19 protein-coding genes are annotated in these 23,986 nt (G+C 68.4%); 14 read left to right on the forward strand and 5 right to left on the reverse strand.

The window, feature by feature from the left end:
* Positions 1–33: 33 nt before the first annotated feature.
* Entirely contained in the window at positions 34–1,422 is a 1,389-nt protein-coding gene (gene gabT / locus E3T55_RS04745) for a 4-aminobutyrate--2-oxoglutarate transaminase (protein ID WP_134518423.1), read from the reverse strand.
* 151 nt (positions 1,423–1,573) lie between these two features.
* Between gabT and E3T55_RS04750 the strand changes: the two genes are divergently transcribed.
* The 4 genes from E3T55_RS04750 to E3T55_RS04765 all read left to right on the forward strand — a co-directional run bounded on the left by E3T55_RS04750 (position 1,574) and on the right by E3T55_RS04765 (position 6,641).
* Positions 1,574–3,346 (forward strand): PucR family transcriptional regulator, encoded by a 1,773-nt coding sequence (locus E3T55_RS04750; RefSeq protein ID WP_134518424.1) that lies wholly within the window; start codon positions 1,574–1,576, stop codon positions 3,344–3,346.
* Between the two features lie 148 nt (positions 3,347–3,494).
* Positions 3,495–4,325 (forward strand): thymidylate synthase, encoded by an 831-nt coding sequence (locus tag E3T55_RS04755; protein WP_134518425.1) that lies wholly within the window; start codon positions 3,495–3,497, stop codon positions 4,323–4,325.
* A complete protein-coding gene (locus E3T55_RS04760; RefSeq protein WP_277613485.1) occupies positions 4,315–4,839 on the forward strand; it encodes a dihydrofolate reductase in 525 nt (174 codons plus the stop codon). The genes E3T55_RS04755 and E3T55_RS04760 overlap by 11 nt, the downstream gene beginning before the upstream one ends.
* Positions 4,840–4,886: 47 nt before the next feature.
* Positions 4,887–6,641: an alkaline phosphatase D family protein gene (locus E3T55_RS04765; protein WP_134518426.1), complete on the forward strand. Its 1,755-nt coding sequence runs from the start codon at positions 4,887–4,889 to the stop codon at positions 6,639–6,641.
* A 17-nt stretch (positions 6,642–6,658) separates the two neighbouring features.
* Here E3T55_RS04765 and E3T55_RS04770 read toward each other — a convergent pair whose 3' ends face one another.
* Together E3T55_RS04770 and E3T55_RS04775 are read right to left on the reverse strand one after the other, a co-directional pair.
* Complete coding sequence (locus tag E3T55_RS04770) at positions 6,659–7,540, reverse strand: EamA family transporter (protein WP_134518427.1); 882 nt, start codon at positions 7,538–7,540, stop codon at positions 6,659–6,661.
* A 58-nt stretch (positions 7,541–7,598) separates the two neighbouring features.
* Complete coding sequence (locus E3T55_RS04775; protein WP_241992870.1) at positions 7,599–8,483, reverse strand: LysR family transcriptional regulator ArgP; 885 nt, start codon at positions 8,481–8,483, stop codon at positions 7,599–7,601.
* A gap of 84 nt (positions 8,484–8,567) precedes the next feature.
* Here E3T55_RS04775 and E3T55_RS04780 point away from each other — a divergent pair, with 84 nt between their 5' ends.
* Both E3T55_RS04780 and E3T55_RS04785 read left to right on the forward strand, forming a co-directional pair.
* Positions 8,568–9,194, forward strand: coding sequence for a LysE/ArgO family amino acid transporter (locus E3T55_RS04780; RefSeq protein ID WP_134518428.1), 627 nt, complete (start codon positions 8,568–8,570; stop codon positions 9,192–9,194).
* A 144-nt stretch (positions 9,195–9,338) separates the two neighbouring features.
* The gene (locus E3T55_RS04785) at positions 9,339–10,190 is read left to right on the forward strand and encodes an SDR family oxidoreductase (protein ID WP_134518429.1); all 852 of its coding nucleotides are present in this window, start codon (positions 9,339–9,341) and stop codon (positions 10,188–10,190) included.
* A 93-nt stretch (positions 10,191–10,283) separates the two neighbouring features.
* Here the strand turns inward: E3T55_RS04785 and panD are convergent, their stop codons facing one another.
* On the reverse strand, positions 10,284–10,712 hold the full coding sequence (panD, locus tag E3T55_RS04790; RefSeq protein ID WP_134518430.1) for an aspartate 1-decarboxylase: 429 nt from the start codon (positions 10,710–10,712) through the stop codon (positions 10,284–10,286).
* A gap of 214 nt (positions 10,713–10,926) precedes the next feature.
* Between panD and E3T55_RS04795 the strand changes: the two genes are divergently transcribed.
* The 8 genes from E3T55_RS04795 (at position 10,927) to E3T55_RS04835 (ending at position 20,089) form a co-directional block, all read left to right on the forward strand.
* Entirely contained in the window at positions 10,927–11,592 is a 666-nt protein-coding gene (locus tag E3T55_RS04795) for a histidine phosphatase family protein (protein ID WP_134518431.1), read from the forward strand.
* Positions 11,593–11,666: 74 nt separating this feature from the next.
* Positions 11,667–13,412 carry a glutaminase A gene (gene glsA / locus E3T55_RS04800; RefSeq protein ID WP_241992871.1) on the forward strand — a complete coding sequence of 582 codons (1,746 nt, stop codon included), beginning with the start codon at positions 11,667–11,669 and terminating at the stop codon, positions 13,410–13,412.
* A gap of 71 nt (positions 13,413–13,483) precedes the next feature.
* On the forward strand, positions 13,484–14,044 hold the full coding sequence (locus E3T55_RS04805; protein ID WP_134518433.1) for a hypothetical protein: 561 nt from the start codon (positions 13,484–13,486) through the stop codon (positions 14,042–14,044).
* A 38-nt stretch (positions 14,045–14,082) separates the two neighbouring features.
* A complete protein-coding gene (locus E3T55_RS04810; protein WP_134518434.1) occupies positions 14,083–16,062 on the forward strand; it encodes an ATP-binding cassette domain-containing protein in 1,980 nt (659 codons plus the stop codon).
* Between the two features lie 74 nt (positions 16,063–16,136).
* On the forward strand, positions 16,137–16,877 hold the full coding sequence (locus tag E3T55_RS04815) for an ECF transporter S component (RefSeq protein WP_166791675.1): 741 nt from the start codon (positions 16,137–16,139) through the stop codon (positions 16,875–16,877).
* A 388-nt stretch (positions 16,878–17,265) separates the two neighbouring features.
* The gene (locus E3T55_RS04825) at positions 17,266–17,649 is read left to right on the forward strand and encodes a YciI family protein (RefSeq protein ID WP_134518437.1); all 384 of its coding nucleotides are present in this window, start codon (positions 17,266–17,268) and stop codon (positions 17,647–17,649) included.
* Between the two features lie 240 nt (positions 17,650–17,889).
* Complete coding sequence (locus E3T55_RS04830; RefSeq protein WP_166791676.1) at positions 17,890–19,350, forward strand: HNH endonuclease signature motif containing protein; 1,461 nt, start codon at positions 17,890–17,892, stop codon at positions 19,348–19,350.
* Positions 19,351–19,699: 349 nt separating this feature from the next.
* Positions 19,700–20,089 (forward strand): VOC family protein, encoded by a 390-nt coding sequence (locus tag E3T55_RS04835; protein ID WP_134518439.1) that lies wholly within the window; start codon positions 19,700–19,702, stop codon positions 20,087–20,089.
* Positions 20,090–20,188: 99 nt separating this feature from the next.
* Here the strand turns inward: E3T55_RS04835 and metH are convergent, their stop codons facing one another.
* Positions 20,189–23,836 carry a methionine synthase gene (metH, locus tag E3T55_RS04840; protein WP_134518440.1) on the reverse strand — a complete coding sequence of 1,216 codons (3,648 nt, stop codon included), beginning with the start codon at positions 23,834–23,836 and terminating at the stop codon, positions 20,189–20,191.
* Positions 23,837–23,986 lie beyond the last annotated feature (150 nt).

A 23,986-nucleotide genomic window follows, 5' to 3' on the forward strand; every position in this document is an offset into this window, starting at 1 on the left:
GGTCGGGCCCCGACGTCAGACCGCAGGGGTGGCTCACGAAGCGGCGAGAACCTCCGCCAGCACGTCGAGAGCCTCGATCAGCAGGGCATCCGTAATACTCAAGGGCGGCAGCAGACGAATGACGTTGCCGTAGGTTCCGCAGCCGAGCAGCAGCACCCCCTGGGCGTGAGCGGATGCGAGCACTCGGGCGGTCAACGCCGCGTCGGGCTCCCCCGTGGCCGGGTCGATCAGTTCGAGCGCCATCATGGCGCCGCGTCCGCGCACCTCGCCGACGCGCGGGTCATCGATCGCCCCGAGCTGCGCCCCGATGATCGCTCCGATGTGTCGGGCACGAGCGACGAGGTTCTCATTCTCATAGGTCGCGATCGTCGCGAGTGCCGCCGCGCAGGCGAGCGGGTTTCCGCCGTAGGTACCGCCCAGGCCGCCACCCTGTGGTGCGTCCATGATTTCGGCGCGCCCGGTTACGGCGGACAGCGGCAGGCCGCCGGCGATGCCCTTCGCGGTGCAGATCAAGTCGGGCACGATTGCCTCGTGGTCGCACGCAAACATGTCCCCGGTGCGGGCGAAGCCGGTCTGTACTTCGTCGGCGATGAAGACCACGTTGTGGGCCCGGCACCAGTCCACGAGCGTCGGCAGAAAGCCCGCTGCGGGAACGATGAAACCGCCCTCACCCTGGATGGGCTCAATGATGACGGCAGCGAGGTTGTCGGCGCCGATCTGCTTCTCGATCTGGCTGATCGTGCGGTGAGCAGCTTCGACACCCGTCAGGCCGCCGTCCCGCAGGGGGTACGAGGTGGGCACTCGGTAGATCTCGGCGGCGAAGGGGCCGAATCCGTTCTTGTAGGGCTGGTTCTTGGCGGTGAGACCCATGGTGAGGTTGGTGCGGCCGTGGTAGGCGTGGTCGAAGGCGACCACGGCCTGCTTGCCGGTGAAGTGACGCGCGATCTTGACGGCGTTTTCGACCGCTTCCGCGCCGGAGTTGAAGAGGGCGCTGCGCTTGTCGTGGTCGCCGGGCGTGAGGCGATTGAGGGCCTCGGCCACGTCGATGTAGGAGTCGTAGGGCACCACCGAGAAACACGTGTGGGTGAACTGCGCGAGCTGTTCGGTCACGGCGCAGACGAGTGCGGGGGCGCTGTTGCCCACGCCGGTCACGGCGATACCGGAGCCCAGGTCGATGAGCGAGTTGCCGTCGACGTCGACGATCACCGCCCCGCCCGCCGCGACGGCGTAGACGGGCAGTGTCACTCCGACACCGGCAGAGACGGCCCGATTCTTGCGCGCCGTGAGGGCCAGAGACTTGGGGCCGGGGATGCTGGTGACGAGGCGGCGTTGCTGGGGCAGCGAGGGGCCGCCGAGCGGAACGGCCTGCTGAACGGCCTGCTGAGTCGAGGCGGTGCGTGCTGCGGTGTCTGCAAGTGTCATCTGGCTGCTCCAGTTCGAGGTGGTGGGTGTTCCGGCCGAGATCCATCGTAGGGAGCGGGCCACCGTCGCGCTCTGCCGCGTTGTACAGTGTGAGCAGAAGATTTCACCCGGCTGTATAAGACCCGGCTGGACCAATAACCGAGGGTCCGTGATGCTCCCCACTCTGCGACGATTGCTCGCCCGGCCCGAACTGGCCCTGACCCTGCTGACTCCGGAGGGCGGGCTGCCCACCAACGCGGTGGACGCATCCGTCGTCTGGGTGCACAGCTCTGATCTGCTCGACCCAACGCCGTTTCTTGCTGCGGGGCATCTGCTGCTGACGACCGGCACTCAGTTCGGCGCCGGAGAGAGCGACGAAAGCGACAACGAGAACGCCCAGGGCCACGAGGATGCTGGCTACATCGCCTACGTCGGGCGGCTGCGGGCCCGCGGGGTCGTTGCGCTCGGCTTCGGCACCGAGGTCGTGCGGGCTGGAACGCCGAAACAGCTCCGCGCCGCCTGCCGGGATCAGGGTCTGCCGCTGTTCGAGGTACCGTTCCGCACCCCCTTCATCGCGGTCGAACGGCTCGCCGGCGACCTCATTGCCGAGGAGCGCTTCGCTCGCTCGACCTGGGCGCTGGCAGCCCAGCATGCGATTGCCCTCGCGGCGCTGCGGCCCGACGGGCTCAGCGCGACCCTCGCGGAGCTGAGCCGGCAGCTGGACCATTGGGTCGCCCTGTTCGATGTCACGGGCGCGCTGGACCGGGTGTTTCCGGCGACGGCGTTCGGCGGGGTCTCGGCGGCGGCATCCACTGCGGCATCCACTGCGGCATCCACTGCGGCATCCGCTGGCGAGGGAGCGCTGCACACCGTGCAGCGCGAGGCCAAACGGCTGCTGAACGACGGGCAACGGGCCAGCAGCTCGGTTATCGCTGGCGGGGAGACACTCACGCTGCAGACGTTGGGGCGCCCGAGCGCACTGCGCGGAGTGCTCGCGCTCGGCGGCTCGACCGTGCTCGACCGGGCCAGTCAGAGCGTGGTGACGTCGGTCATCGCACTTGCCGGGCTGGCCCTCGAGCAGAACAGTGCCCTGGCGCTTTTCGTCGGGCACTTGCGCTCCGGGCTGCTGCGCACCCTGATCGGCGGGGATCTCAGCCTCGTGCAGGGGGTCGCCGACAAGGTGTGGGGGCCACTTCCGGCCGCGCCGGTGCGGATCGTGCAGGTGCGGGTGGCGGCACAACGTCACGCCGCGTTCACTGAATGGCTGGAATTGCGGGTGGAGGCCCGGCCCGGAACGCTGTTCTTCGCCGACCGTGATGACGGCACGACGAGCGTGGGTCCGGTCGGCCCGCGGCCGGACGCACCCGACAGCGTGCCCGCCAGCGTCGTGACCGCCAGCGTCGTGACCGCCAGCGTCGTGACCGCCAGCATCCTGCCCGGCAGCGTCGTGCTGTGTGTGCGGGCCGACGAGACGGAGATCGCCGCCGAGGTCTGCTCCCTCTTCGGGGCCTGGGCCGGGATCTCCGATCCGAGCGACTACGACGCCCTCCCCGCGGCGCTCGCGCAGTCTACGCAGGCGCTCGAGCGGGCGTGTGAAGCGCCACCCGGCGTCGTGGAGTTCGCGGCGATCTCCCGGCAGGGGGTACTCGCGCTTCTGGCCCGAACGGATGCCCGCACCATCGCTCTCGCGGCCCTCGGGCCCCTGCTCGCCCATGACGCCGACCACGGATCAGAGTTGGTGCGGACGCTGCGTGTGTGGCTCGAGCACAACGGCCAGTTCGGCGCCGTCGCCGACCTGCTCGGCCTGCACCGTCACACCGTGCGGGCCCGTATCGGCCAGATCGAACACCTGATCGGGCGGGATCTGAGCGCGTTCCCGGCGCGTGCCGACCTGTGGGCGGCGTTGCTCGCCGCGGAACCGACTCTTCCCGCCCGCTCAGGCTGAGCTTGCGGCCACGCCGGGGGCTGAGACCCGGACTTCGTGCCTGTGCCAGGGCAGGAAGGCACGAAGTCCGTGTCTCAACTGCGTATCCCCGAGATGGGCGTCAGCGCTCGCATGCCTTTTCGCTGGAACACGATTACGCTGGAACACGATGACTTCACGACTTGCCACCCCCGCCACCCCGGCCGTCGCCACGCCCTACGAGGATCTGCTGCGGCACACCCTCGAGAACGGAACCGCCAAGGCCGACCGCACCGGCACCGGCACCACAAGCGTGTTCGGTGCGCAACTGCGCTTCGACCTCAGCCAGGGGTTTCCCCTGATCACGACGAAGCGCGTGCACTTCAAGTCGATCGCCTACGAGTTGCTGTGGTTTCTCCGTGGCGACAGCAATGTGGGCTGGCTGCGCGAGCACGGCGTCTCGATCTGGAACGAGTGGGCCGACGCCGCTGGCGAGCTCGGCCCGGTCTACGGCGTGCAGTGGCGCTCCTGGCCGACTCCCGCGGGCGAGCACATCGACCAGATCGCCCAGGTGCTCGAGACCCTGCGCACCGACCCCGACTCCCGACGCATGCTCGTCTCGGCCTGGAACGTCGCCGACATTCCCGAGATGGCGCTCGCTCCCTGCCACGCCCTGTTCCAGTTCTATGTGGCCGACGGCAAGCTCTCCTGCCAGCTGTACCAGCGCAGCGCCGACCTGTTTCTGGGCGTGCCGTTCAATATCGCGAGCTACGCCCTGCTGACCCATCTGGTCGCCGCGCAGGTGGGCCTCGAGGTCGGCGACTTCGTCTGGACCGGCGGCGACTGCCACATCTACGACAACCACCGCGATCAGGTCGCCGAACAGCTCAGCCGCGAGGCGTATCCGTCGCCCACGTTGAAACTGGCCGCGCGGGACAGCCTGTTCGACTACGAGTACACCGACTTCGAGGTCGTCGACTACCAGCACCACCCGAGCATCAAGGCCCCCGTTGCCGTCTGAGCGCGCGCAAGCCGGCGTGCCCGAGGTCGCCATGATCTGGGCCCAGGCCCGCGGCGGCGTCATCGGCAGCCAGAACACGATCCCCTGGCGCCTGCCCGAAGACCAGCTGCGATTCAAGGAACTGACCGCCGGCGGCACCGTCGTCATGGGCCGACGCACCTGGGACTCCCTGCCGGAGCGCTTTCGCCCGCTGCCGAAGCGGCAGAATATCGTCGTCACGCGCAGCGCGTCCTGGTCAGGCGTTGGCGCGGACGTCGCCGATTCTCCCGCCGAGGCGCTCGTTCTCGCGACGACGTCTGTCGTGTGGATCATCGGCGGCGGCGAGGTCTACGCCCGATTCCTGCCCCTCGCGACCCGGCTCGAAGTGACCGAACTCGATCTGCAGGTCGCCGGCGACACGGTGGCCCCGCTCATTGATGAATCGTGGCGGATCGCGCAGGCGAGCGAATGGATACTGTCGCGCACGGACATCCGCTACCGATTCGTCACGTACGAGCGGTCAGACCGGCCGTAACGCGAAAAAAGCTGGCCGTGCGGGGCCGAGCCATGTAGAACTGGGGAATGACCTCGTCACCCCTGATTTTGGGCCCGCTATTGCGCTACGTCGACGAGGTCTCGGCGAGCCTCTGGTTCGAGACTCGGGATGCCGCAACGGTGTCAGTGAGCATCGCGACAGGCGGCACCGGTGCCTCGACGTTTCGGGCGCAGACCTTTCGGGCGCAGACGTTCGCCGTGCACGATCATCACTACGCGCTCGTCGAGGTCGACGGGCTCGAACCCGGATCGGTCACTGCCTACACGGTCGAGATCGCCGGCACCCAGGTCTGGCCGCCCGCTAACTCGGACTTCCCGGCATCCGTCATCGCGACCCTGCGCACTCACCGCCCGTTGCACCTGGCCTTCGGGTCGTGCCGCACGAGCGTTCCGCACGACAGGCTCGGCAATCGCACCCACGGGGTCGATGCGCTGCGCGCCTACGCCCTGCGCCTGGCCGCAACCGGCCAGGCCGCCGTGAACGCGGCCCGCCCCGATCTCGTGCTCTTTCTGGGTGATCAGGTCTACGCCGACATGACGAGCGAGGCCATGCAGGTGTTCATCCGCGGCCGCCGGGAGATCAGCGAACCGCCCGGCGAGGAACTCGCCGATTTCGAGGAGTACGCGCACCTCTACGAGCTCGCCTGGACCGACCCGGCCAACCGGTGGCTGCTCTCCACCGTGCCGACCGCGATGATCTTCGACGATCACGATATTCGCGACGACTGGAACGCCTCGCTCAGCTGGAAACGACAGATGGAGACCACCTCGTGGTGGCACGGCCGGATAGTGGCGGGGCTGGCGTCGTACTGGGTCTATCAGCACCTGGGCAATCTCTCCCCGGTCGAGCGGGCGAGTGACGAGATCTGGCAGCGGGTGTGCGCCCACAATACCGCTGAGATCGACCAAAAGTACCAAATCGACGAAATCGACCAGTCCGAGCTCGACCTCAGCGAGGTGCTCGATGCGTTCGCGGCGCGCTGTGATCAGCATCCGTCGACCTATCGGTGGAGTTACTGCCGCGACTTCACCGACACCCGCCTGATCGTGCTCGACTCCCGCACCACCCGGGTGCTCGATCCAAGCCGCCGTGCCCTGCTCGACGAATCCGAGACGGCGTGGCTGAGCGAGCATCTGCAGGGCGGCTTTCGCCACGTGCTGATCGGTACGTCGCTGCCGTTTCTGCTGCCGACCGGGTTGCAGCGCCTGGAATCCTGGAACGAAGCGATCTCCGAGGGCGCCTGGGGGCGCCCGGCCGCCGCTCTCGGTGAGCGGATGCGACAGGCCGTCGACCTGGAACACTGGGGTGCGTTCCAGCGCAGCTTTCACGAGGTCGCGGCGCTGGCGACCGAACTGGCCGACGGCAGACGCGGCGACGCGCCCGACACCATCATGTTTCTCTCGGGCGACGTGCACTACTCATACGTCGAAGAGGTGGAGCGCGGCTCGGGCAGCCGCATCGTGCAGGCCGTCTGTTCGCCGATCCGCAATCCCCTGCCGGTGCTGCTGCGATCGTTCTCGGCGGTGCTGTCATACGGCGCTTCGCGGCGGTTGAGCGGGCTGCTCGCCCGCTCGGCCCGGGTTCCCGAGCCGCCGTTTCGGTGGAAGGGGGTGACCGGCCCGTGGTTCGACAACTGCCTCGCGAGCCTGCGCATCGTGCCGGACGGCGTTCGGCTGACCTGGCAGACCGGGGTCGTCGATGGGCAGAACCACGAGCATCCGCGGGTCAGAACCGTCGCCGAGATCACGCTGGGCCCGCGCCCGCCAGCCGCAGCCGGCTAGCTGCTGGAGCGGGTGGTCTAGCCCGGAATCTCGATCCGCGCGGCCGGGGAGGTGCGCGGCCGGGAGCTCAGGGAGATTCCGATGCTCGCGACCGACACGAAGACGAGGGCCGCGATCTCCTGCCACTGCAGTCCCTGCCCGAGCACGACGAACCCGGCGATCGCCGCGGCCGCCGGCCCGACGCTCTGCAGAATGCCGAACACTCGGGTCGGCAGGGTGCGCAGCGCGCGCAGTTCCAGGGCGTACGGAATAGCCGACGACATCACGGCAACCAGCAGCAACAACGCGATGAGCGAGGGTTGCAGCGCAACGTTCAGGGCACCGGATGCCCCGAGCGGCACCGCGACGACGGCCGCGATGACCATCGCCACGGCGAGCCCACCCGTACCGGGCAGGGCCTTGCCCAGGTTTGCGCTTGCCAGAATGTACCCGGCCCAGCAGATGCCGGCGGCGACCGCATAGGCGACACCGAGCGGGTCCAGACCCGTGACGGCCTGAACGCCGAGCAGCACGACCCCGGCGAGCGCCAGCAACGCCCAGATCGCGTCGCTCCAGCGGCGCAACTGCACCATCGCGAGCACGAGCGGCCCGAGAAACTCAATCGTGATGGCCACCCCGATCGGCACGGTCGCGATCGACAGGTAAATGAACTGGTTCATCGCACCGAGCGCAATTCCGAGCAGAATCGCCGCCCGCCAGGCCTTCCATCCCCAGCGCCACACCTTCGGGCGAAACAGCACCACGAGTATCGCGGCCGCGAACAGCAGCCGCAGCAGGGTCGCTCCGAGCGGCCCGACGGTGTCGAACGAGGACTGTGCCAGCGCCGCCCCGAACTGCAGGGAGAACATTCCACCCACGATGAGCAGCGGCGCGGGGATGCGGGTGGCGGGAGCAGGCATACGTCGACCGTACAACCGAGGAACACGCATCGAGCGCACGATTTCCGGTTCGCACCCCCTACAGGGCGTGCAGCCGGGCCGCGGCGGTGGAACGCACGGCATCCGTCACGTCGTCAAGCAGCGGGGAGTCGAGCGTCCAGCGCTGCCAGTACAGCGGCACATCGATGGGCGAGTGCGGCGCCAGCTCGATCAGCTCACCGCGGGCGATCTCGGCGAGGCACTGCTGCTCGGGCAGCAGCCCCCAGCCGAGCCCGAGCACCACGGCGCGGGCGAAATCGGCAGACGTCGGCACGAATTGCCGGGGCGCGTCGAGATCGTGGCCAACGACCCGGCGAAAGAAGTCATCCTGCAGGCGGTCGCGGCGGTCGAAGTTCACGACCGGCACCCCGGCCAAACGTGAGGGCGAGGCGTCGCCCTCAAGCCAGCGGGCCCGAAACGCGGGGCTGCAGACCGCCCGGTAGCGCATGATGCCGAGTTTCTCGGAGCGGCAGCCCTGCACCGGCTCGGGCGTCGACGTGACGGCCGCCATCACGGTGCCGGCCCGCAGCAGGCTCGTCGTGTGTTCCTGATCTTCCCGGCTGATCGTGAACACCACGCCGACCGTCGGCGGCAGCGCGGCGAGCGCCTCCAGAAACCAGGTCGCGAGACTGTCGGCGTTCACGGCGAGCGCCATAGAGCGCCGGCCGGCGTGCATCAGATCGTCATCGAGCGCCCGCACGGTATCGGCCTCGAGCAGCTGCATCTGCCGCGCATAGCGCAGCACGACATCCCCCGCGGCGGTCGTCGTGACCGGTGTGACCCGCTGCACGAGCACCTGTCCGGCAGTGAATTCCATGGCCTTGATGCGCTGCGAGACAGCGGATGCCGTGACCCGCAACCGACGTGCCGCCGCCTCAAAGGTGCCCTCCTCGAGCACCGCGACGAGGGCGTGCAGGTGATCCATCTGAAACCGCATCATAAGCCTCGCTTAGGTATCCCAAGAAACATTAGCTGTACACCTCCCCACAGTAGCTCTAACGTCAAACTCATGACCGTTTTCGACACCCTCGTGCCCGCGCTCCTCGGTCTGGGCACGGGCCTTGCCCTGATCATCGCGATCGGCACCCAGAACGCCTTTGTGCTGCGCCTCGGCATCGCGGGCACCAACCGCACCATTGCCGCCGCCGTTGCGGTCTGCGCGTTCAGCGACGCGGTGCTCATTCTGGCGGGGATCGTGGGAATCGGTGCCCTCGTCGAGACGGCTCCGGGAGCGCTCGTGGTCATCCGCTTTCTGGGTGCAGCCTTTCTGCTCGCCTACGGGCTGTTCGCTCTCGTGCGGGTGTTCCGGCCGAAGGCGCTCGTCGCGTCGAGCACGGGCGGCATCACCATGAAGGCGGCCGTGCTCACGATCGTGGCGCTGACCTGGCTGAACCCGCACGTCTACCTCGACACCCTGATCTTTCTGGGATCCGTCGCCAATCAGCAGGGTGAGGCTGCCCGCTGGTGGTGGGGCGGCGGCGCGATCGCCGCGAGCTTTGTCTGGTTCACGAGTCTCGGGTTCGGGGCCAGGCTGCTGCGGCCGTTCTTTGCCCGGCCCAGCTCCTGGCGGGTGCTCGACGGCATCATCGCCGCCGTCATGCTGGCCCTGGGCGTGCGGATGGCGATCGGCTTCTGAACCGCCAGGGATCAGGCCAGCCATCTGGCCAACCGGGATCTGGCCAACCCGGATCAGACCAACCGCACGGAACCGGGAAGGAATCTCCCACCTCCCGGGTTGCATTCGGCGGGCGCGCAGACCGCGGCCCGCGAAGGGAATGCCATGTCAATCGTCGTCACCGGAGCCACCGGACACCTCGGAGCTCTCATCATTGACCACCTGATCAGCCGCGGAATCGCTGCCACCGACATCACGGGCGCCGGCCGCAACCCCGAGCGCCTCGCGACACTGGCCGCGACGGGTGTGCACACCGTGCGTCTCGACTACAGCGACCCGGTCAGCCTGGCCACCGCCCTCACCGGCGCCGACACCCTCGTGCTCGTCTCGGGCAGTGAGGTCGGCCAGCGTGTGCAGCAGCACACCAACGCGATCAATGCCGCGAAAGCAGCCGGCGTCTCACGTATCGTCTACACGAGCGCCCCGCGCGCCGACACCTCGGCCCTGATCCTGGCCCCCGAGCACAAAGCGACCGAAGAGCTCATTCGCGCCGCCGGCATCCCCTTCACGATCCTGCGCAACGGCTGGTACACCGAGAACTACCAGAACCTCGTCTCGGTGGCCCGCGAAACCGGCACCTACCTCACGAGCGCCGGTACCGGCCGGGTATCGAGCGCGTCCCGAACCGACTACGCCGAGGCCGTGGCTGCAGTTCTGACCAGCGCCGGACACGAGGGCAAGATCTACGAGCTGTCGGGCGATGTCGCCTGGGACGGCACGGAAATGGCCCAGACCCTCACGACACTGCTGGATATTCCCGTCGTCTTCACTCCGGTCAGCCCCGAGCAGCATGCCGGCATTCTGCAGAACGCGGGCCTCGACGCGGGTACCGTCGGCTTCGTCGTCGCCCTCGACGGCAACATTCGCGATGGCCTGCTGGACGGCACCTCCGGAGAGCTGGCCGCCCTCATCGGCCGCCCGACCACGCCCCTCATCGACGGCCTGCGCGCCGCCTGACCCCCGGCTCACGCCCGCCAGCGACAACCCCGCGAGTGAGCAGTTGTGGCGCTTCCCGAGCCAGGGAAGCGCACAAACTGCTCACTCGCGACCTCATCTCGGCTCGGATTGGGGCTCGGATAAGGGCGGCCTGATCAGGCCGGCCACGTGGGCAGCGGATGCATCCGAATCGACCGCGACAATGGCATTGCGTTCGTTGACGTGCACGACCGAGGGCTCGAAGACGCGCGCCTTCTTGGTGCTCATCTGCGCGTACGAGATGATGATCACGAGGTCGCCCTGGTGCGCCAGGCGGGCCGCGGCACCATTGACGCCGATCACCCCGCTGCCGCGTTCCCCGGCGATCAGGTAGGTCTCAAACCGGTTGCCGTTGTTCACATTGACGATGCTGACGAGCTCGCCGGGCAGCAGGTCCGCGGCATCGAGCAAATCACGGTCCACGGTCAGTGACCCTACATAGTGCAGGTCGGAGTGCGTGACGGTGGCACGGTGAATCTTGGATTTGAACATGGTGCGGCGCACTGGTCGGGACCCTTTCACGAGGTGAGCGGTCGATCCGAACGAGCGGAGTCGACGGTCCAGTGTGGCCCCTTGCCGGCCAACGGCCAAGTCGACCGGGTATTGAGCCGGTACCCGACAGACCTTCGGCACACCGCCCGCCGACGACTGACCCGACGCATGACCCGACGCATGACCCGACGCATGACCCAGGCTCACTGCCTAAGCTGGAGACACCATGCGACTCTTCCTCATCCGTCACGGCCAGACGCCCGCCAACGTTCTCGGCTCGCTCGACACCAACCATCCCGGCCCGGGCCTGACGACGCTCGGCGAGCAGCAGGCCGCGGTCATCCCGCGAGCGCTCGAAAACGAACCCATCGACGCCATCTTCGCCTCGACGCTGCGACGCACCCAGCTCACCGCGGGTCCCCTCGCCGTGGCCAGAGGCCTCGACGTTCAGATTGCCGGCGGCCTGCACGAGATCGAGGCGGGCGAGCTTGAGGGGCGCAACGATCAGGCATCCGTCGTGAAATACATGCAGACCGTGTTCGCCTGGGGCGCCGGCAACCTCGACGTGCGCATGCCGGGAGCGGGCACCGGCCACGACTTTTTCGCCCGGTTCGACACCGATATCTCCGCGGTCAGCGCCGAGCTCGAGACGGCCGCGGTCTTCAGCCACGGCGCCGCGATCCGCGTCTGGGCCGCGGCTCGGGCCGCGAATGTGCCGCCCGAATTCGCGGGACTGAACAACCTCGACAACACCGGTGTCGTCGAACTGACCGGTTCTCAGGCGGATGGCTGGACGCTCGTTTCGTGGGCCGGCATGCCGGTCGGCGGGCAGCACCTGGCCGACGCGACCGCCGAAGATCCCACCGGCGACACCCTCAGCGCCCAGGCCTGATTCCGTTGGAATCACCCGTCGAGAATTATCTGCACGACCTCCACGCGGAGATAGTCCAGAACCGGAATGGCACGGTGTACACGCCGGGCGGGGCTCCGAGCAGCGCTGATCCTGACTGCTTCGGCATCTGCCTCGCGACGGCCGACGGGCACGTCTACGAGGTAGGCGATACCCGCACCGAGTTCACGCTGCAGTCCATTTCGAAGGTCTTCAGCTACGCCCTCGCGCTGAGTGACCTCGGTTTCGACGCCGTCGACGCGAAGGTCGACGTGGAACCCTCCGGCGACCCGTTCAACGAGATCTCCCTCGCGGCAGGAACGGGCCGCCCGGACAATGCCATGATCAATGCCGGAGCCCTCGCCGTGACCTCGCTGATCAAGGGTTCGGGCGGCAAGAGCGCCATCAAACGCATCGTGCGGGTGCTCTCCGACTGTGCCGGCCGCGAACTGAGCGTAAACGAGCCGATCTTCGAGGCCGAACGCCGGCACAGCGACCGCAACCACGCTCTCGCTTACCTCCTGCGTTCCTTCGACATCATCGAAGACGACCCGACCGCGGTGCTCGAGAATTATCTGCGGCATTGCTCGGTGCGCGTCACCTGCCGGGACCTCGCGATCATGGCCGCGACCCTCGCCAACGGCGGCACCAACCCGGTGACCGGCGTCACGGCCCTCGACCTGGCCCCGGTCGAGCGGGTGCTGTCGGTCATGATGACCTCGGGGATGTACGACGATGCCGGCGCCTGGCTGACCTCCGTGGGCATGCCGGCCAAGTCCGGGGTCGGCGGCGGAACCCTCGCCGTGCTGCCCGGGCAGATCGGCGTGGCCGTGTTCTCACCGCGCCTCGACGCCCACGGCAACAGCGTGCGCGGCGTCGCCACCAGCCAGCGCCTGTCACGGGAGCTTGAACTGCACTTCGTGCGCGCCGCCCGCAGCGGGCGCTCCACGATTCGCACCTCCACCGACATCACCGAGCTGCCCTCCGGCATCCGTCACCCCGAGGAGGCCGCCGCAATGTTGGCCGAACACGGCCACCGCGCGCGGGTCATTGAGCTCAGCGGCGATCTGCTGTTCGCGGGCACCGAATCCACGCTGCGCGAGGTCTGTGCTCTCTCCGACGAGGTGCAGCTGGTCATTCTCGACCTGCGCCGTGTCGATAAGGTCGGCGCCGTTGCCCTGCGGATGCTGTCCGCCCTGAAGCACAGCCTGGCCGCCGCTAATCGAGAGCTGCTCTTGATCGGTACCGAGGGAACCGCCACCGAGACCCTCGCCGATCTGGGGCCGCACGTGCGCGCCTTCGACACCCGAAGCTCAGCCGTGGAATACGCAGAGAATGTGCTGATTGCACGTTATTTACCGGCCCTGCGCGTGCAGACGCCGGTGCCCCCGGCCGACTCCCCCGCGCTCAGCGCCCTCGCGCCAGCGGATGCTGAGGCGCTGGCCGGGCGCATGGAATCACGCGCCTGCGACGATGGCGAGATCGTGCGCCGGGTGGGACAGCGCTTCGGCGGGGTGTTCTTCATCGTCTCGGGCAGAATCAGCACGATCGTGACCGGGCCAGGCGGCGAGCGAGTGAAACTGACGACCCTGAGCGCCGGCATGACCTTCGGCGAACTCGCACTCGGCAGCGACGACCGCCAGGAAACGACCGAGAAGGCCGACGGTCCGGTGCAGCTTCGGGTGCTGAGCGCCGAGGCGATCGCCCAGCTCGAGCTCGACGACCCGCGCCTCGCGGTCGAATTCTGGAAAGCCCTCACCCGCGACGCCTACACCCGGGTCGACCAGTATCTGCGGGAGACGGCCGTGCGCATCCGCGACTGACCCGTGGCTGGCCCGCCCGCACAAAACGTCATGTCGTCCGGGCACCTCCTCGCGCTCGCTAGTCTGAATCCATGAAAAGAACACTGCGCACATATGCCCCGGGCGCGCTGGCCCTGATTGCCGCGCTTGCCCTGAGCGGATGTGCGCAGCCCGCACCCTCGACAGCCCCCCTCACCAGCACGGCAGAGTCCAACACCGCAGAGTCCAGCACCGCAGAGTCCAGCACCGCAGACTGTAGCGGCGTGAGCGTCGTCGTCGACTTCGGAACCCTCAAGGCCGACCCGCTCACGGAGTGCGTCGACGCAGACGGGGCCCTCGCCGCATCCGCTGTGATGCAGACCGCCGGCATCAGCACCGAGGGAACAGTGGAGTACGGCGACCAGATCGTGTGCCGCGTCAACGACCGCCCCGCCGCCGACGAGACCGTCGAGGTGGCTGGCGAAGCCTCCTTCACCGAGTCCTGCGCCTCGATGCCCGCGGCCTACGCCTACTGGGCGCTCTGGGTGAAGTCCACCCCCGACGCCGACTGGGCCTACGCGCAGGAGGGCCTCGGCTCGCTGCAGACCGCGCCCGGAGAGACGCTCGGCCTCGTCTACACGACCGGCACCGAGACTCCCACGCCCGGCAGCTAGTGTTTCGGCTGCATCCGGGACCGCTGCAGGCCGCGGTCGTGCTCGCCGTAGGGTTCGTGCTGCTGCGCGTGGTCTATCGCGTGCTCTTCGGCGGGGTCGGCGGGCCCGGCCCGGTAGTGGTCGAGCTGCCCCAGTTGCGCCTCGCTGGGCCGTTCAGTCATGTCACCCTGCTCGGCGAGATCACCGCCGTCGGGCTCGGTAACGCGGCCCTCAGCGCGCTCCCCGTCGCGGCCGTGATCCTGATTTTCGGCCTGCTCAACGCCGTCATCGACGTGCGCCGCTTCTTTGCCCGCGGCGCGGGCCGCGGCCCCCTGCGGGCCATCTCTCGCTCGCTCGTCATTGCCTGGGGAACCTTTCCCGCTCTGCTCGACTCGGTGCGTCGGGTGCGCGTCGCCCGGCAGCTGCGCGGCGAACGCGGCGCCGCGGCGCTGCTCGTGCCCGTCTTCGAACAGACCATCGAGCGCGCCCTTGCCCTTGCGGCCTCGATGGAGACCCGCGGCCTGGCCGCCGGGCATCCCCTCGCCATTCACCCCTTCCCTGGTGATGTCGCCCACCCGGTCACGATGACGGATGCCTCCCTCACCTTCGACGGCCCGTGGCGGCTCGAGGGCCTCTCCATCAAACTCACCCCCGGTACCCTGACCGTGATCGCGGGCCCCACCGGCTCGGGCAAGAGCAGCCTGCTGCACAGCCTGAGCGGACTCTTCCAACACTTCCACGAAGGCAGCCAGGGCGGTCGCATTGAGGTTGCCGGCGTCGACCGGCAGCTCACTCCCCCCCGCGACACCGCCACCGTCGTCGGCGTCGTCAGCCAGAACGTGCGTCTCGCGTTCGCCGCCGAGACCGTGCACGACGAGATCGGCTTCGCCCTCGCGGTGCGTGGGGCCGCCTCGGCCCTCGTGCACGAACGCGTGCTCGAGGTTGCCGCCCGCCTGGCGATCGAGTACCTGCTGGCGCGCCCGATCGAGGCCCTCTCGGCCGGGGAAGCCACGCTCGTGGCCATCGCGGCGGCCCTCGTGGGGCGTCCGACCCTGCTGCTCGTCGACGAGCCCCTCGCGGATCTCGACGATGCCGCCCGCGAGCGGGTGTGCGGGGTGCTCGACGGTCTCGCTCACGGCACCCGCGAAGCACCCGTCTGCGTCGTCGTCGCCGAGCACAACACCGCTGAGTTCGCCCGGGTAGCGGATGCCTGGCTCGACATTCAGGGCTCCCGCGTTCTGGTCCGTACCGCTGACGACCGGCCCACAACACCGGCCGCCCGGCCCCTCCCCTCTGGCGGTGAGTCCGAGTCGGTGGTGCCGCTCCGGCAGCCCCCACTGCGCACGGCGATCGAGACCGCGGCCGGACTCGGGCAGCCGCTCGTGGACATCCGGGGCCTGAGCGTTCAGCTCGGCGCTCAGACCGTCGTCGATGATGTCTCGCTCGGCATTCGTTCGGGAGAGATAGTGGCGCTGCGCGGCCCGAACGGCGCCGGCAAGAGCAGCCTGCTGCAGGCAATGGCGCTGCCGAGCGGCCCCGGAACGGTGCTCATCGCTGGTCAGGACGTGCAGTCCCTGACGCGCCGCACCCGTCGCCACCTCGTCGCCCTCGTGCCCGAAAACGTCGACGACCTGCTGTTTTCGACGACGGTCCGCGAGGAGTGTCGGCGCGCCGACCGCACCCGGCGGGTGACGACGCCCACCATTCAGGTCTTCGCCCGGCTGCTCGGCCGTGAGGCCGGGCCCACGCTCGCCGCCCTGCTCGACCGGCACCCGCGGGATCTCTCCGCCGGCGAACGGCTCTGCCTGGTGATCGCGATCCAGCTCGCGGTCGCGCCGGCGCTGCTACTCGTGGACGAGCCGACCCGGGGACTCGATCCGCAGGCGCGCACCCTCGTCGGAGCGGCCCTCACGCGCGCCGCCGACAGCACGGGAGCCGTCATCGTCGCCACCCACGACCACGATTTTGCCGCACGGGTCGCCACGACGACGATAAGAATGGAAGCAGCCCGGATCGTGCCCGTGCTGGTGTCGCACTGACTGCCCCGGCTGCCCCGGCCGCCCTGGCATCGATCCGCCCGCGAACCGCGGCCAGGAAGCGCTGGACGACCGCGGTGCTCGGCGCCGGCAGCCTGCTCGCCGCGGCCGCCTTCGCTTGGCCGTTCGCGGTCTCTGCGGTCCCCGCCGACGCCCAAGCCGCAGTGCCGTTCGTCGCCTTCGCTCTTGTACCGGCGCTTATCGTCGCGCTCGCGCTCACCCTCGACCGCGAGATGTACACCGCCAAGACCGTCGCCCTGCTCGGCGTGTTGAGTGCTATCGGCGCGGCAGTGCGCATCGCCGGCACCGGTGTCGGCGGCGTCGAGGCGGTCTTCGTGCTGCTCATTCTGGCCGGCCGGGCGTACGGAGCCCGGTTCGGATTTCTGCTCGGCCTGCTGACCATCGCGGTCTCGTCGCTGCTCTGGGGCGGCTTCGGCCCGTGGACGCCGTTCCAAATGTTCGCCTGCGCCTGGGTCGGAGCCGGCGCGGGCCTGCTGCCGCGCATGCGCCCCGGCCTTGCCCGCCGCCCGCGCCTCGAAATCGCCCTGCTGGTCGGCTACGGCATCGCCGCGTCCTACCTGTTCGGCCTGGTCATGAACCTCTGGTTCTGGCCGTTCGCGGTCGGTGGCGGCACCGATATCTCGTACTCAGCGGATGCCGCCCCCGGCCAGAACCTGGCGTCCTTCGCCCTGTACTCCCTCGTCACGTCCACGCTGACGTGGGACACCGTGCGAGCCGTCACAACTGCTGTCGGGCTCGTTCTGGTCGGCCCCGCCGTGCTCGCCGCCCTGCGCCGCGCGAAGCTGTCGCCACGCTGATACCGCGCTGACACCGCGCTGAGTTATCAACCGCAGTCACGCTTCCGGGTCCCGCCGCACGGTCGCCGGCGTTGTCCACCAGCTGCGCGAAGAACACGACCAGTGCACGGGGGTCATCACCGGATATCTCCTCCGCGGCGAGCCGACGGTGAATCGTGAGCACCGCGGGATCCGAGACCTGATGACCGGCCGCTCCGAGCGCGGCATCAGCGAAGCGGATGCGGCGCTCGACTTCTGCAGCGCTCACGGCGGGGCCGGTTGGTGCGTGCGACAGACCCATGACGAGCCTCTGATCTGACTGCGCTATGTGTACCGTCGCGGCCTGCCTAAGCAGCAGTAATTTGTGCTCCGGATTGCCGCCCTGCGCCTTGCGGAGCATTATCGAGGCATGACTGCCTACCTAATCTCCTTCCCCAGCGAGGCCCTCGTGCTCACCGACGAGGAGTTCCCGATCGTCGCCGCCGAATCTCGCGCGGTGATCGAAGAAGCGAAAGCCGCCGGTGTCTATGTCTACGGCGGCGGCATCGACGAGAAGCTGGGCCCCGTGCTGGTCACCGCCGACGGGTCGGTGAGCGCGCAGACCTATCCGGACAGCGAACTCACGGGCGGGTTCACCATCCTGGAGTTATCGACCCGCGAGGAGGCGGTCGAGTGGGCGCGCAAGATCGCGGCGGCGTGCCGGTGCCCACAAGAACTCCGCGAGTTCATGTACGACCCCGGCAGCTATCCGACCGGGCATCTCACCGACCCGGCGATTGTAGATCGAAAGTAGAACACCGCGATGTTGCGGCGTTCCCGGCGGAGACGGTGCTAGCGAGGTCCACCGGACGCGGTCGAGTAGGCGCGCACGATCCCCGATTGCTGCTACCCGGAGAGTGAGTGGCAGATCGGATGCTGCTGATGAGGAATCAACGAAGAATACTGGAAAGTTTTTTTGGTTATCACTGATTTAGGCCCGATTCGGGGTCTGATCGGGGCTGGAGTGTCGGTGGCTCGGTGTTGACTAATGCTCATGAAGATTATTGAGAGTGAGGAAAGTCCCCCGCCTGATGACCCGGGCGGCCGCGGCGCTGCCGCGGCTGACTGGACTGCTATGGATGGCTGGGCTGGCTCGGATGAGCGGGCTGGCACGGACGACTGGGTCGACGTGCAGGTTCTGGCCGACTACGACCTGCAGCGGTGGGCCGACATCGAGCATGACGAGCCCGCAGATCCGGATGCTATCCCGGTGCCGCCCGATCGCTTCGCCACCGAGCGCGCCGCCCACATCGACGCGATCATAGACACCGAGCGGCGCCTGGCGGCCGCGCATCACGACCGGGCCGTGGCGATCGCTGCCGCGCAGGAATTCACCGAGCGGGCGGTGCTGCCGGGCATCCCGATCACCGGCGCGCAATGGGATGGCTACGAAGTGGCCATGCGCAGCCTGCGAGCCGAAGTGGCCTGTGCACTGCGCATCCCCGAGGTCAGCGCCGGCCGGATCCTGCTGGAAAGTTCGATGCTGGTCAACCGGCTGCCGCAGACCTTCGCCGCCCTCGGCGACGGCACCATCAGTTACAAGCACGCCCGCACCGTGGTCGAAGAAATTCGGGCGCTACCCGACGAAGCCCTCGAAGACTTCGAGGCGGCGGTCCTGCCCCGAGCAGCCCGCACCACGCCGGTACGGTTTCGGGCGGTGGCACGCCAGGTGCGCGAGCGCAAGCATCCGTGGTCGATTGAGAAGCGCCGGGAGATCTGCCTGAGCGACCGATCTGCACGATTCCGGCCACGGCACGACGGCATGGCGATGCTGGAGTTCTACCAGTCCGCCGACTGGGCCGGCGCCGCGTACGCGCGCATCACCGACCTCGCCATCAGCATGCAGGGCTCCGACGAGACGCGCACGCTGACCCAGCTGCGCTCGGACGTGGCCAGCGAGCTGCTGCTGCGCGGCGTGACCGCCGAGGGCCTCGGCACCGGCATCGTCGCGACGGTGCACGTGACCGTCCCGGTCTTCACCCTGATGGGTCACGATGACGAGCCCGCCATGCTCGACGGCTACGGCCCGATCGACGCTGAGACGGCCCGCCGACTGGCCGGTACCGCGACAAGTTGGCTCCGCATCCTCACCCACCCCGAAACCGGAGCGGTGCTCTCGGTGGGCCAGAACCCCGAGCAGGTGCCGGCAGACCTGAAACGGTTTCTGCAGATCCGCGACGGCACCTGCCGGTTCATGGGCTGCGGCCGACCCGCCCGGCTGTCCGAAATCGATCACACCCTCGACCGCCAATTCGGCGGGCAAATGACCCACGACAACCTCTCACACCTCTGCAAAATGCACCACCTACTCAAACACCAGACCGGATGGCAACTCGTCCAGGTAAAAGACGGCGTCCTCGCCTGGACCGCCCCGACCGGCCACGTCTACTACACCGACCCCGCCACCCCAATCCAGACACCGGCCATCGACACAGACACTCCCCCACCGTTCTGACTGCGCGAGCAGACGGGCGACCACGGCCGAATCACACGGTGCCGTCTGCTCGCCAGACGGCACGGAGGATCGCGATAGCGTCGGCGACGGAGACGTGCGCGCTCACCGCAGCCTCCGCGAGTGCTCGGGCCTGCTCGACGACCGCCTGTGGTGTTCGGGACGCGCCGGGGGCGACTCGGGTGCCCGCAGCAGTGCGGGTGACGATAAGCCCGTCGCGCTCCAAGGACCTATAGGCCAACAAAATCGGGTTCGTGACCGAGTTGAGCTAGCAGACCGGCGCCCGCTAGCCGCACGCTCACCACCCGGGATGGGGGGAGGCCAACCAGTAGGCCTTGATATTCTGGCTCAGATGACGACTCATCAGATCACCCTCGGTGCGATCAACCTCGAGGCCCAGGACCCGTCGATGCTAGCCGGATTTTGGGCGGACATCACCGGCGCCATGCCCTCGCCCGGTGGCAACAGCGTCTACCTGCCACCCGTCGGCCCGGGGGGATTCGCGATGTTTTTTCACCCCGTGACCGCTCCCCGCCCCGAACATCAGGCCTCTCACCTGGACCTGACGGTCCCGTGGGGGTCACGGCAGGTGGAGGTCGAACGTCTCATCGGGCTCGGTGCCGTTTACAGATGGGATGTCCTGGACGAATACCCGCACGTGCAGTGGACGACCCTCGCCGATCCGGAAGGCAACCTCTTCTGCATCGCCGAACACCCCCCTGTCGACCAGCAAGGCGCCTAACCTACCCTCGGCACCTAGGTTGCGCGAGAGGCCCAGTCAGCCCCGGCCGAAACACAGGGTCCAGAAGCTAGACCGAGAAGTAGTTACACCGAGAAGTAGCTACACCGAGAAGTACTTGGCCTCCGGGTGATGGAACACGAAGGCATCCGTCGACTGCTCCGGGTGCAGCTGCAGCTCCTCCGACAGCTCGACGCCCATGCGCTCGGGCTTCAGCAGCTCGACGACCTTGCGGCGGTCCTCCATCTCGGGGCACGCCGGGTAGCCGAGCGAGAAGCGCGCGCCGCGGTATTCGAGCTTGAACATGCCGGCGACGTCGGTCGGGTCTTCGGCGCCGACGCCGAACTCGGCGCGGATGCGGGAGTGCCAGTACTCGGCGAGGGCCTCGGTGAGTTGCATGGTGAGCCCGTTGAGCTCCATGTAGTCGCGGTACGAGTTGTCGGCGAAGAGCTTCGCCGTGACCGAGTCGACGTGGGAGCCGGCCGTCACGAGTTGGAGGGCCACGACATCCGTCTGCCCGCTCTCCCTCGGCCGAGCAAAGTCGGCCAGGCACAGGTGCTTGTCGCGGCGCTGCCGGGGAAAGTTGAACCGCAGCCGGTCACTGCCGACCGGGCCGCCCGAGCCGCCGTCGGGCGCGAGCAGGCCGGCCGGGCCGACCAGGCCGGTGGGGTCGTCGCCGTGATGCAGCACAACGAGGTCGTTGCCCTCCGCGACAGTCGGAAAGTAGCCGTAGGCGACGGATGCGTCGAGCATTCCCTCCCCGAGGATGCGGTCGAGCCAGTAGCGCAGCCGGGGCCGGCCGACGGTGTCGACGAGCTCCTGGTAGCTCGCGCCGTCTTCGGCGCGGCTGGGCTTCAGGCCCCACTGCCCCATGAACGTCGCACGCTCGTCGAGGAAGGCCGAGAACTCGGCGAGGGCGACGCCCTTGACGATGCGGGTGCCCCAGAACGGCGGCACCGGAATCGGATTGTCGCGGGCGACCTCGGAGCGGGTCGGCATCTCGTCCGGTTCGGTGAGAGTCAGCAGGCTTTTCTTGTGGATGCGCTTCTTGAGCGCCGGCAGGCCGACCGCCAAGGGGTCGGCGCCGCGGGCGATCGCGACGAGCGGTTCCATCAGCGCGAGGCCCTCGAAGGCGTCGCGGGCGTAGCGCACCTGGCCGCCGAAGACGCTGTCGAGGTCGTCTTCGACGTAGGAACGGGTGAGGGCGGCGCCGCCGAGCAGAATCGGCCACTTCGCGGCGAGCCCGCGAGCCTCGAGCTCGAGCAGGTTCTCCTTCATGACGACCGTCGATTTCACGAGCAGGCCGCTCATGCCGATGACGTCGGCATTGTTCTCTTCGGCGACCCGGATGAACTCCGCGATCGGCTGCTTGATGCCGATGTTGATCACGTCGTAGCCGTTGTTGGTGAGGATGATGTCGACGAGGTTCTTGCCGATGTCGTGCACGTCGCCGCGCACGGTGCCGAGCACGATCGTGCCTTTGCCGGCCGCCTCGGATTTCTCCATGTACGGTTCGAGCAGGGCGACGGCGGCCTTCATGACCTCGGCGGACTGCAGTACGAACGGCAGCTGCATCTCGCCGCTGCCGAAGCGGGCGCCGACGACCTGCATGCCCGTGAGCAGGTGCACGTTGACGATGTCGAGGGCGGCGAGCCCACCGGCCCGGGCCAGGTCGAGGTCGGCCTCGAGGCCCTTGGCCTCGCCGTCGATGATGCGGCGTTCCAGTCGCTCCCCCACCGGCAGGGCGGCCAGTTCGGCGGCACGCTCGTCTTTCAAGGCAGCGGAGTCGACGCCGGCGAACAGGTCGAGCAGTGCGACGAGCGGATCGTAGGTGAGGGCGCCGTCGGCGTCGTATTCGCGGCGGTCCCAGACCAGGTCGAGGGCCACCTTGCGGCGGTCGTCGGGCACCGAGGCGAGCGGCACGATCTTGGCCGAGTTGACGATGGCGGAGTCGAGGCCCGCCTCGGTCGCCTCGTGCAGAAAGACCGAGTTGAGCACCGAACGGGCGGCCGGGTTGAGGCCGAACGACACGTTCGAGACGCCCAACGTGGTGTGGATGCCGGGAAACCGGGCCTTGATCTGGCGGATCGCTTCAATGGTCTCGATGCCGTCGCGGCGGGTCTCCTCCTGGCCGGTCGCGATCGGAAAGGTGAGGGCGTCGACGATGATGTCCTCGACGCGCATGCCCCACACGTTGACGAGCGTGTCGACCAGCCGCGTGGCGATGCGCACCTTGTGCTCGGCGGTGCGGGCCTGGCCCTCTTCGTCGATGGTGAGGGCGATCACGGCGGCTCCGTGCTCCTTGACGAGCGGCATGATGCGGCCGAACCGGGAGGTGGCGCTCTCGCCGTCTTCGAAGTTGACCGAGTTGACGACCGGGCGGCCGCCGATCAGTTCCATGCCGGCCTGCAGCACGGCCGGTTCGGTCGAGTCGACGACGAGCGGAAGCGTCGACGCGCTCGCGAGCCGGGAGACGACCTGTTTCATGTCGGCGACACCGTCGCGGCCGACGTAGTCGATGCAGACGTCGAGCAGGTGGGCGCCGTCGCGCACCTGGCTGCGGGCGATATCGACGCACTCGTCCCAGTTCTCGGCGAGCATCGCGTCGCGAAAGGCGCGTGACCCGTTCGCGTTGGTGCGCTCCCCGATCGCGAGAAATGCGCTGTCCTGGTCGAAGCTGACGTGCTGGTACAGGCTCGCGACGCCCGGGTCCGCTTCGAGCAGGCGCGCCTTCACGGGTGTTCCCCGCAGCCGTTCGACCACGGCGGTCAGGTGTGCGGGGGTCGTGCCGCAGCATCCGCCGACGAGGCCGAGACCGAATTCCTTGACGAACTGTTCGTGCGCGGTCGCCAGCTGCTCCGGGGTGAGCGGGTAGCTCGCCCCGGTCTTCGTCAGCTGCGGCAGTCCGGCGTTGGGCATACAGATCACGGGAACGCGCGAGAACTTGGAGAGGTGCCGCAGGTGCTCGCTCATCTCGGTCGGCCCGGTCGCGCAGTTGAGGCCGATCGCGTCGATTCCGAGCGGCTCGAGCGCCGTGAGCGCGGCACCGATCTCACTTCCCATCAGCATGGTTCCGGTGGTCTCGACCGTCACTTCGACGAAAATTGGCAAGCGGATGCCGCTCTCGGCCGCGGCCTGCTTGCATCCGTTCACCGCGCTCTTGGTCTGCAGCAGGTCCTGCGAGGTCTCGATGAGGAACGCGTCGGCGCCGCCTCGAATCAGGCCCAGGGCCTGCTCGGCGAAGGTGGCCTTGAGGTGCGCATAGGTGGTGTGGCCGAGGCTCGGCAGCTTGGTGCCGGGGCCCATCGAGCCAAGCACCCAGCGCACCCGGCCGTCGCTCGCTTCGAACTTCTCGGCGCTGCTGCGGGCGATCTCGGCGCCGATCCGGGCGAGTTCCTCGATGCGGTCTTCGATGCCGTAGTCGGAGAGGTTCGACCAGTTGGCGCCGAAGGTGTTCGTCTCGATGGCGTCGATGCCGGTCTCGAGGTAGACATCGTGGATGGCCGCGATGATGTCGGGGCGGCTCACGTTCAAGATCTCGTTGCAGCCCTCGAGCTGCTGGTAGTCGTCGAGGGTGGGGTTGTGCTCCTGCAGCATGGTGCCCATCGCGCCGTCAGCGATGACGACGGTCGTGCGCAGCGCGTGCAGCAGGGCCTCGGAGCGGGCCGGGAGCGGGGCTTGCGCCTGGCCGGGATGCGCCGGGCCGGGATGGACAGGGGCTGTGCCTACCGTGCCAGGTGTTTCGCTCATGCGCCCAGCGTATCCGGCAGGGCGACTGCCCGGCCGGGTCGCGAATCGGGGCGTCACACGCCACGGCCCGCCGCTCGGGGCGCCCGCACACACGCCCCCACGGCAGCGCAGCGCACGAAAGACGCCGGACCCGATTCGGAGTCCGGCGCC

This window comes from Cryobacterium frigoriphilum (assembly GCF_004403305.1).
Lineage (GTDB): Bacteria > Actinomycetota > Actinomycetes > Actinomycetales > Microbacteriaceae > Cryobacterium > Cryobacterium frigoriphilum.

Coding starts and splice junctions, on each gene's coding strand:
- gabT (WP_134518423.1), bottom strand. CDS start 1,422: ATGACACTTGCAGACACCGCAGCACGCACCGCCTCGACTCAGCAGGCC.
- E3T55_RS04750 (WP_134518424.1), top strand. CDS start 1,574: ATGCTCCCCACTCTGCGACGATTGCTCGCCCGGCCCGAACTGGCCCTG.
- E3T55_RS04755 (WP_134518425.1), top strand. CDS start 3,495: ATGACTTCACGACTTGCCACCCCCGCCACCCCGGCCGTCGCCACGCCC.
- E3T55_RS04765 (WP_134518426.1), top strand. CDS start 4,887: ATGACCTCGTCACCCCTGATTTTGGGCCCGCTATTGCGCTACGTCGAC.
- E3T55_RS04770 (WP_134518427.1), bottom strand. CDS start 7,540: ATGCCTGCTCCCGCCACCCGCATCCCCGCGCCGCTGCTCATCGTGGGT.
- E3T55_RS04775 (WP_241992870.1), bottom strand. CDS start 8,483: ATGGATCACCTGCACGCCCTCGTCGCGGTGCTCGAGGAGGGCACCTTT.
- E3T55_RS04780 (WP_134518428.1), top strand. CDS start 8,568: ATGACCGTTTTCGACACCCTCGTGCCCGCGCTCCTCGGTCTGGGCACG.
- E3T55_RS04785 (WP_134518429.1), top strand. CDS start 9,339: ATGTCAATCGTCGTCACCGGAGCCACCGGACACCTCGGAGCTCTCATC.
- E3T55_RS04795 (WP_134518431.1), top strand. CDS start 10,927: ATGCGACTCTTCCTCATCCGTCACGGCCAGACGCCCGCCAACGTTCTC.
- E3T55_RS04805 (WP_134518433.1), top strand. CDS start 13,484: ATGAAAAGAACACTGCGCACATATGCCCCGGGCGCGCTGGCCCTGATT.
- E3T55_RS04825 (WP_134518437.1), top strand. CDS start 17,266: ATGACTGCCTACCTAATCTCCTTCCCCAGCGAGGCCCTCGTGCTCACC.
- E3T55_RS04830 (WP_166791676.1), top strand. CDS start 17,890: ATGAAGATTATTGAGAGTGAGGAAAGTCCCCCGCCTGATGACCCGGGC.
- E3T55_RS04835 (WP_134518439.1), top strand. CDS start 19,700: ATGACGACTCATCAGATCACCCTCGGTGCGATCAACCTCGAGGCCCAG.
- metH (WP_134518440.1), bottom strand. CDS start 23,836: ATGAGCGAAACACCTGGCACGGTAGGCACAGCCCCTGTCCATCCCGGC.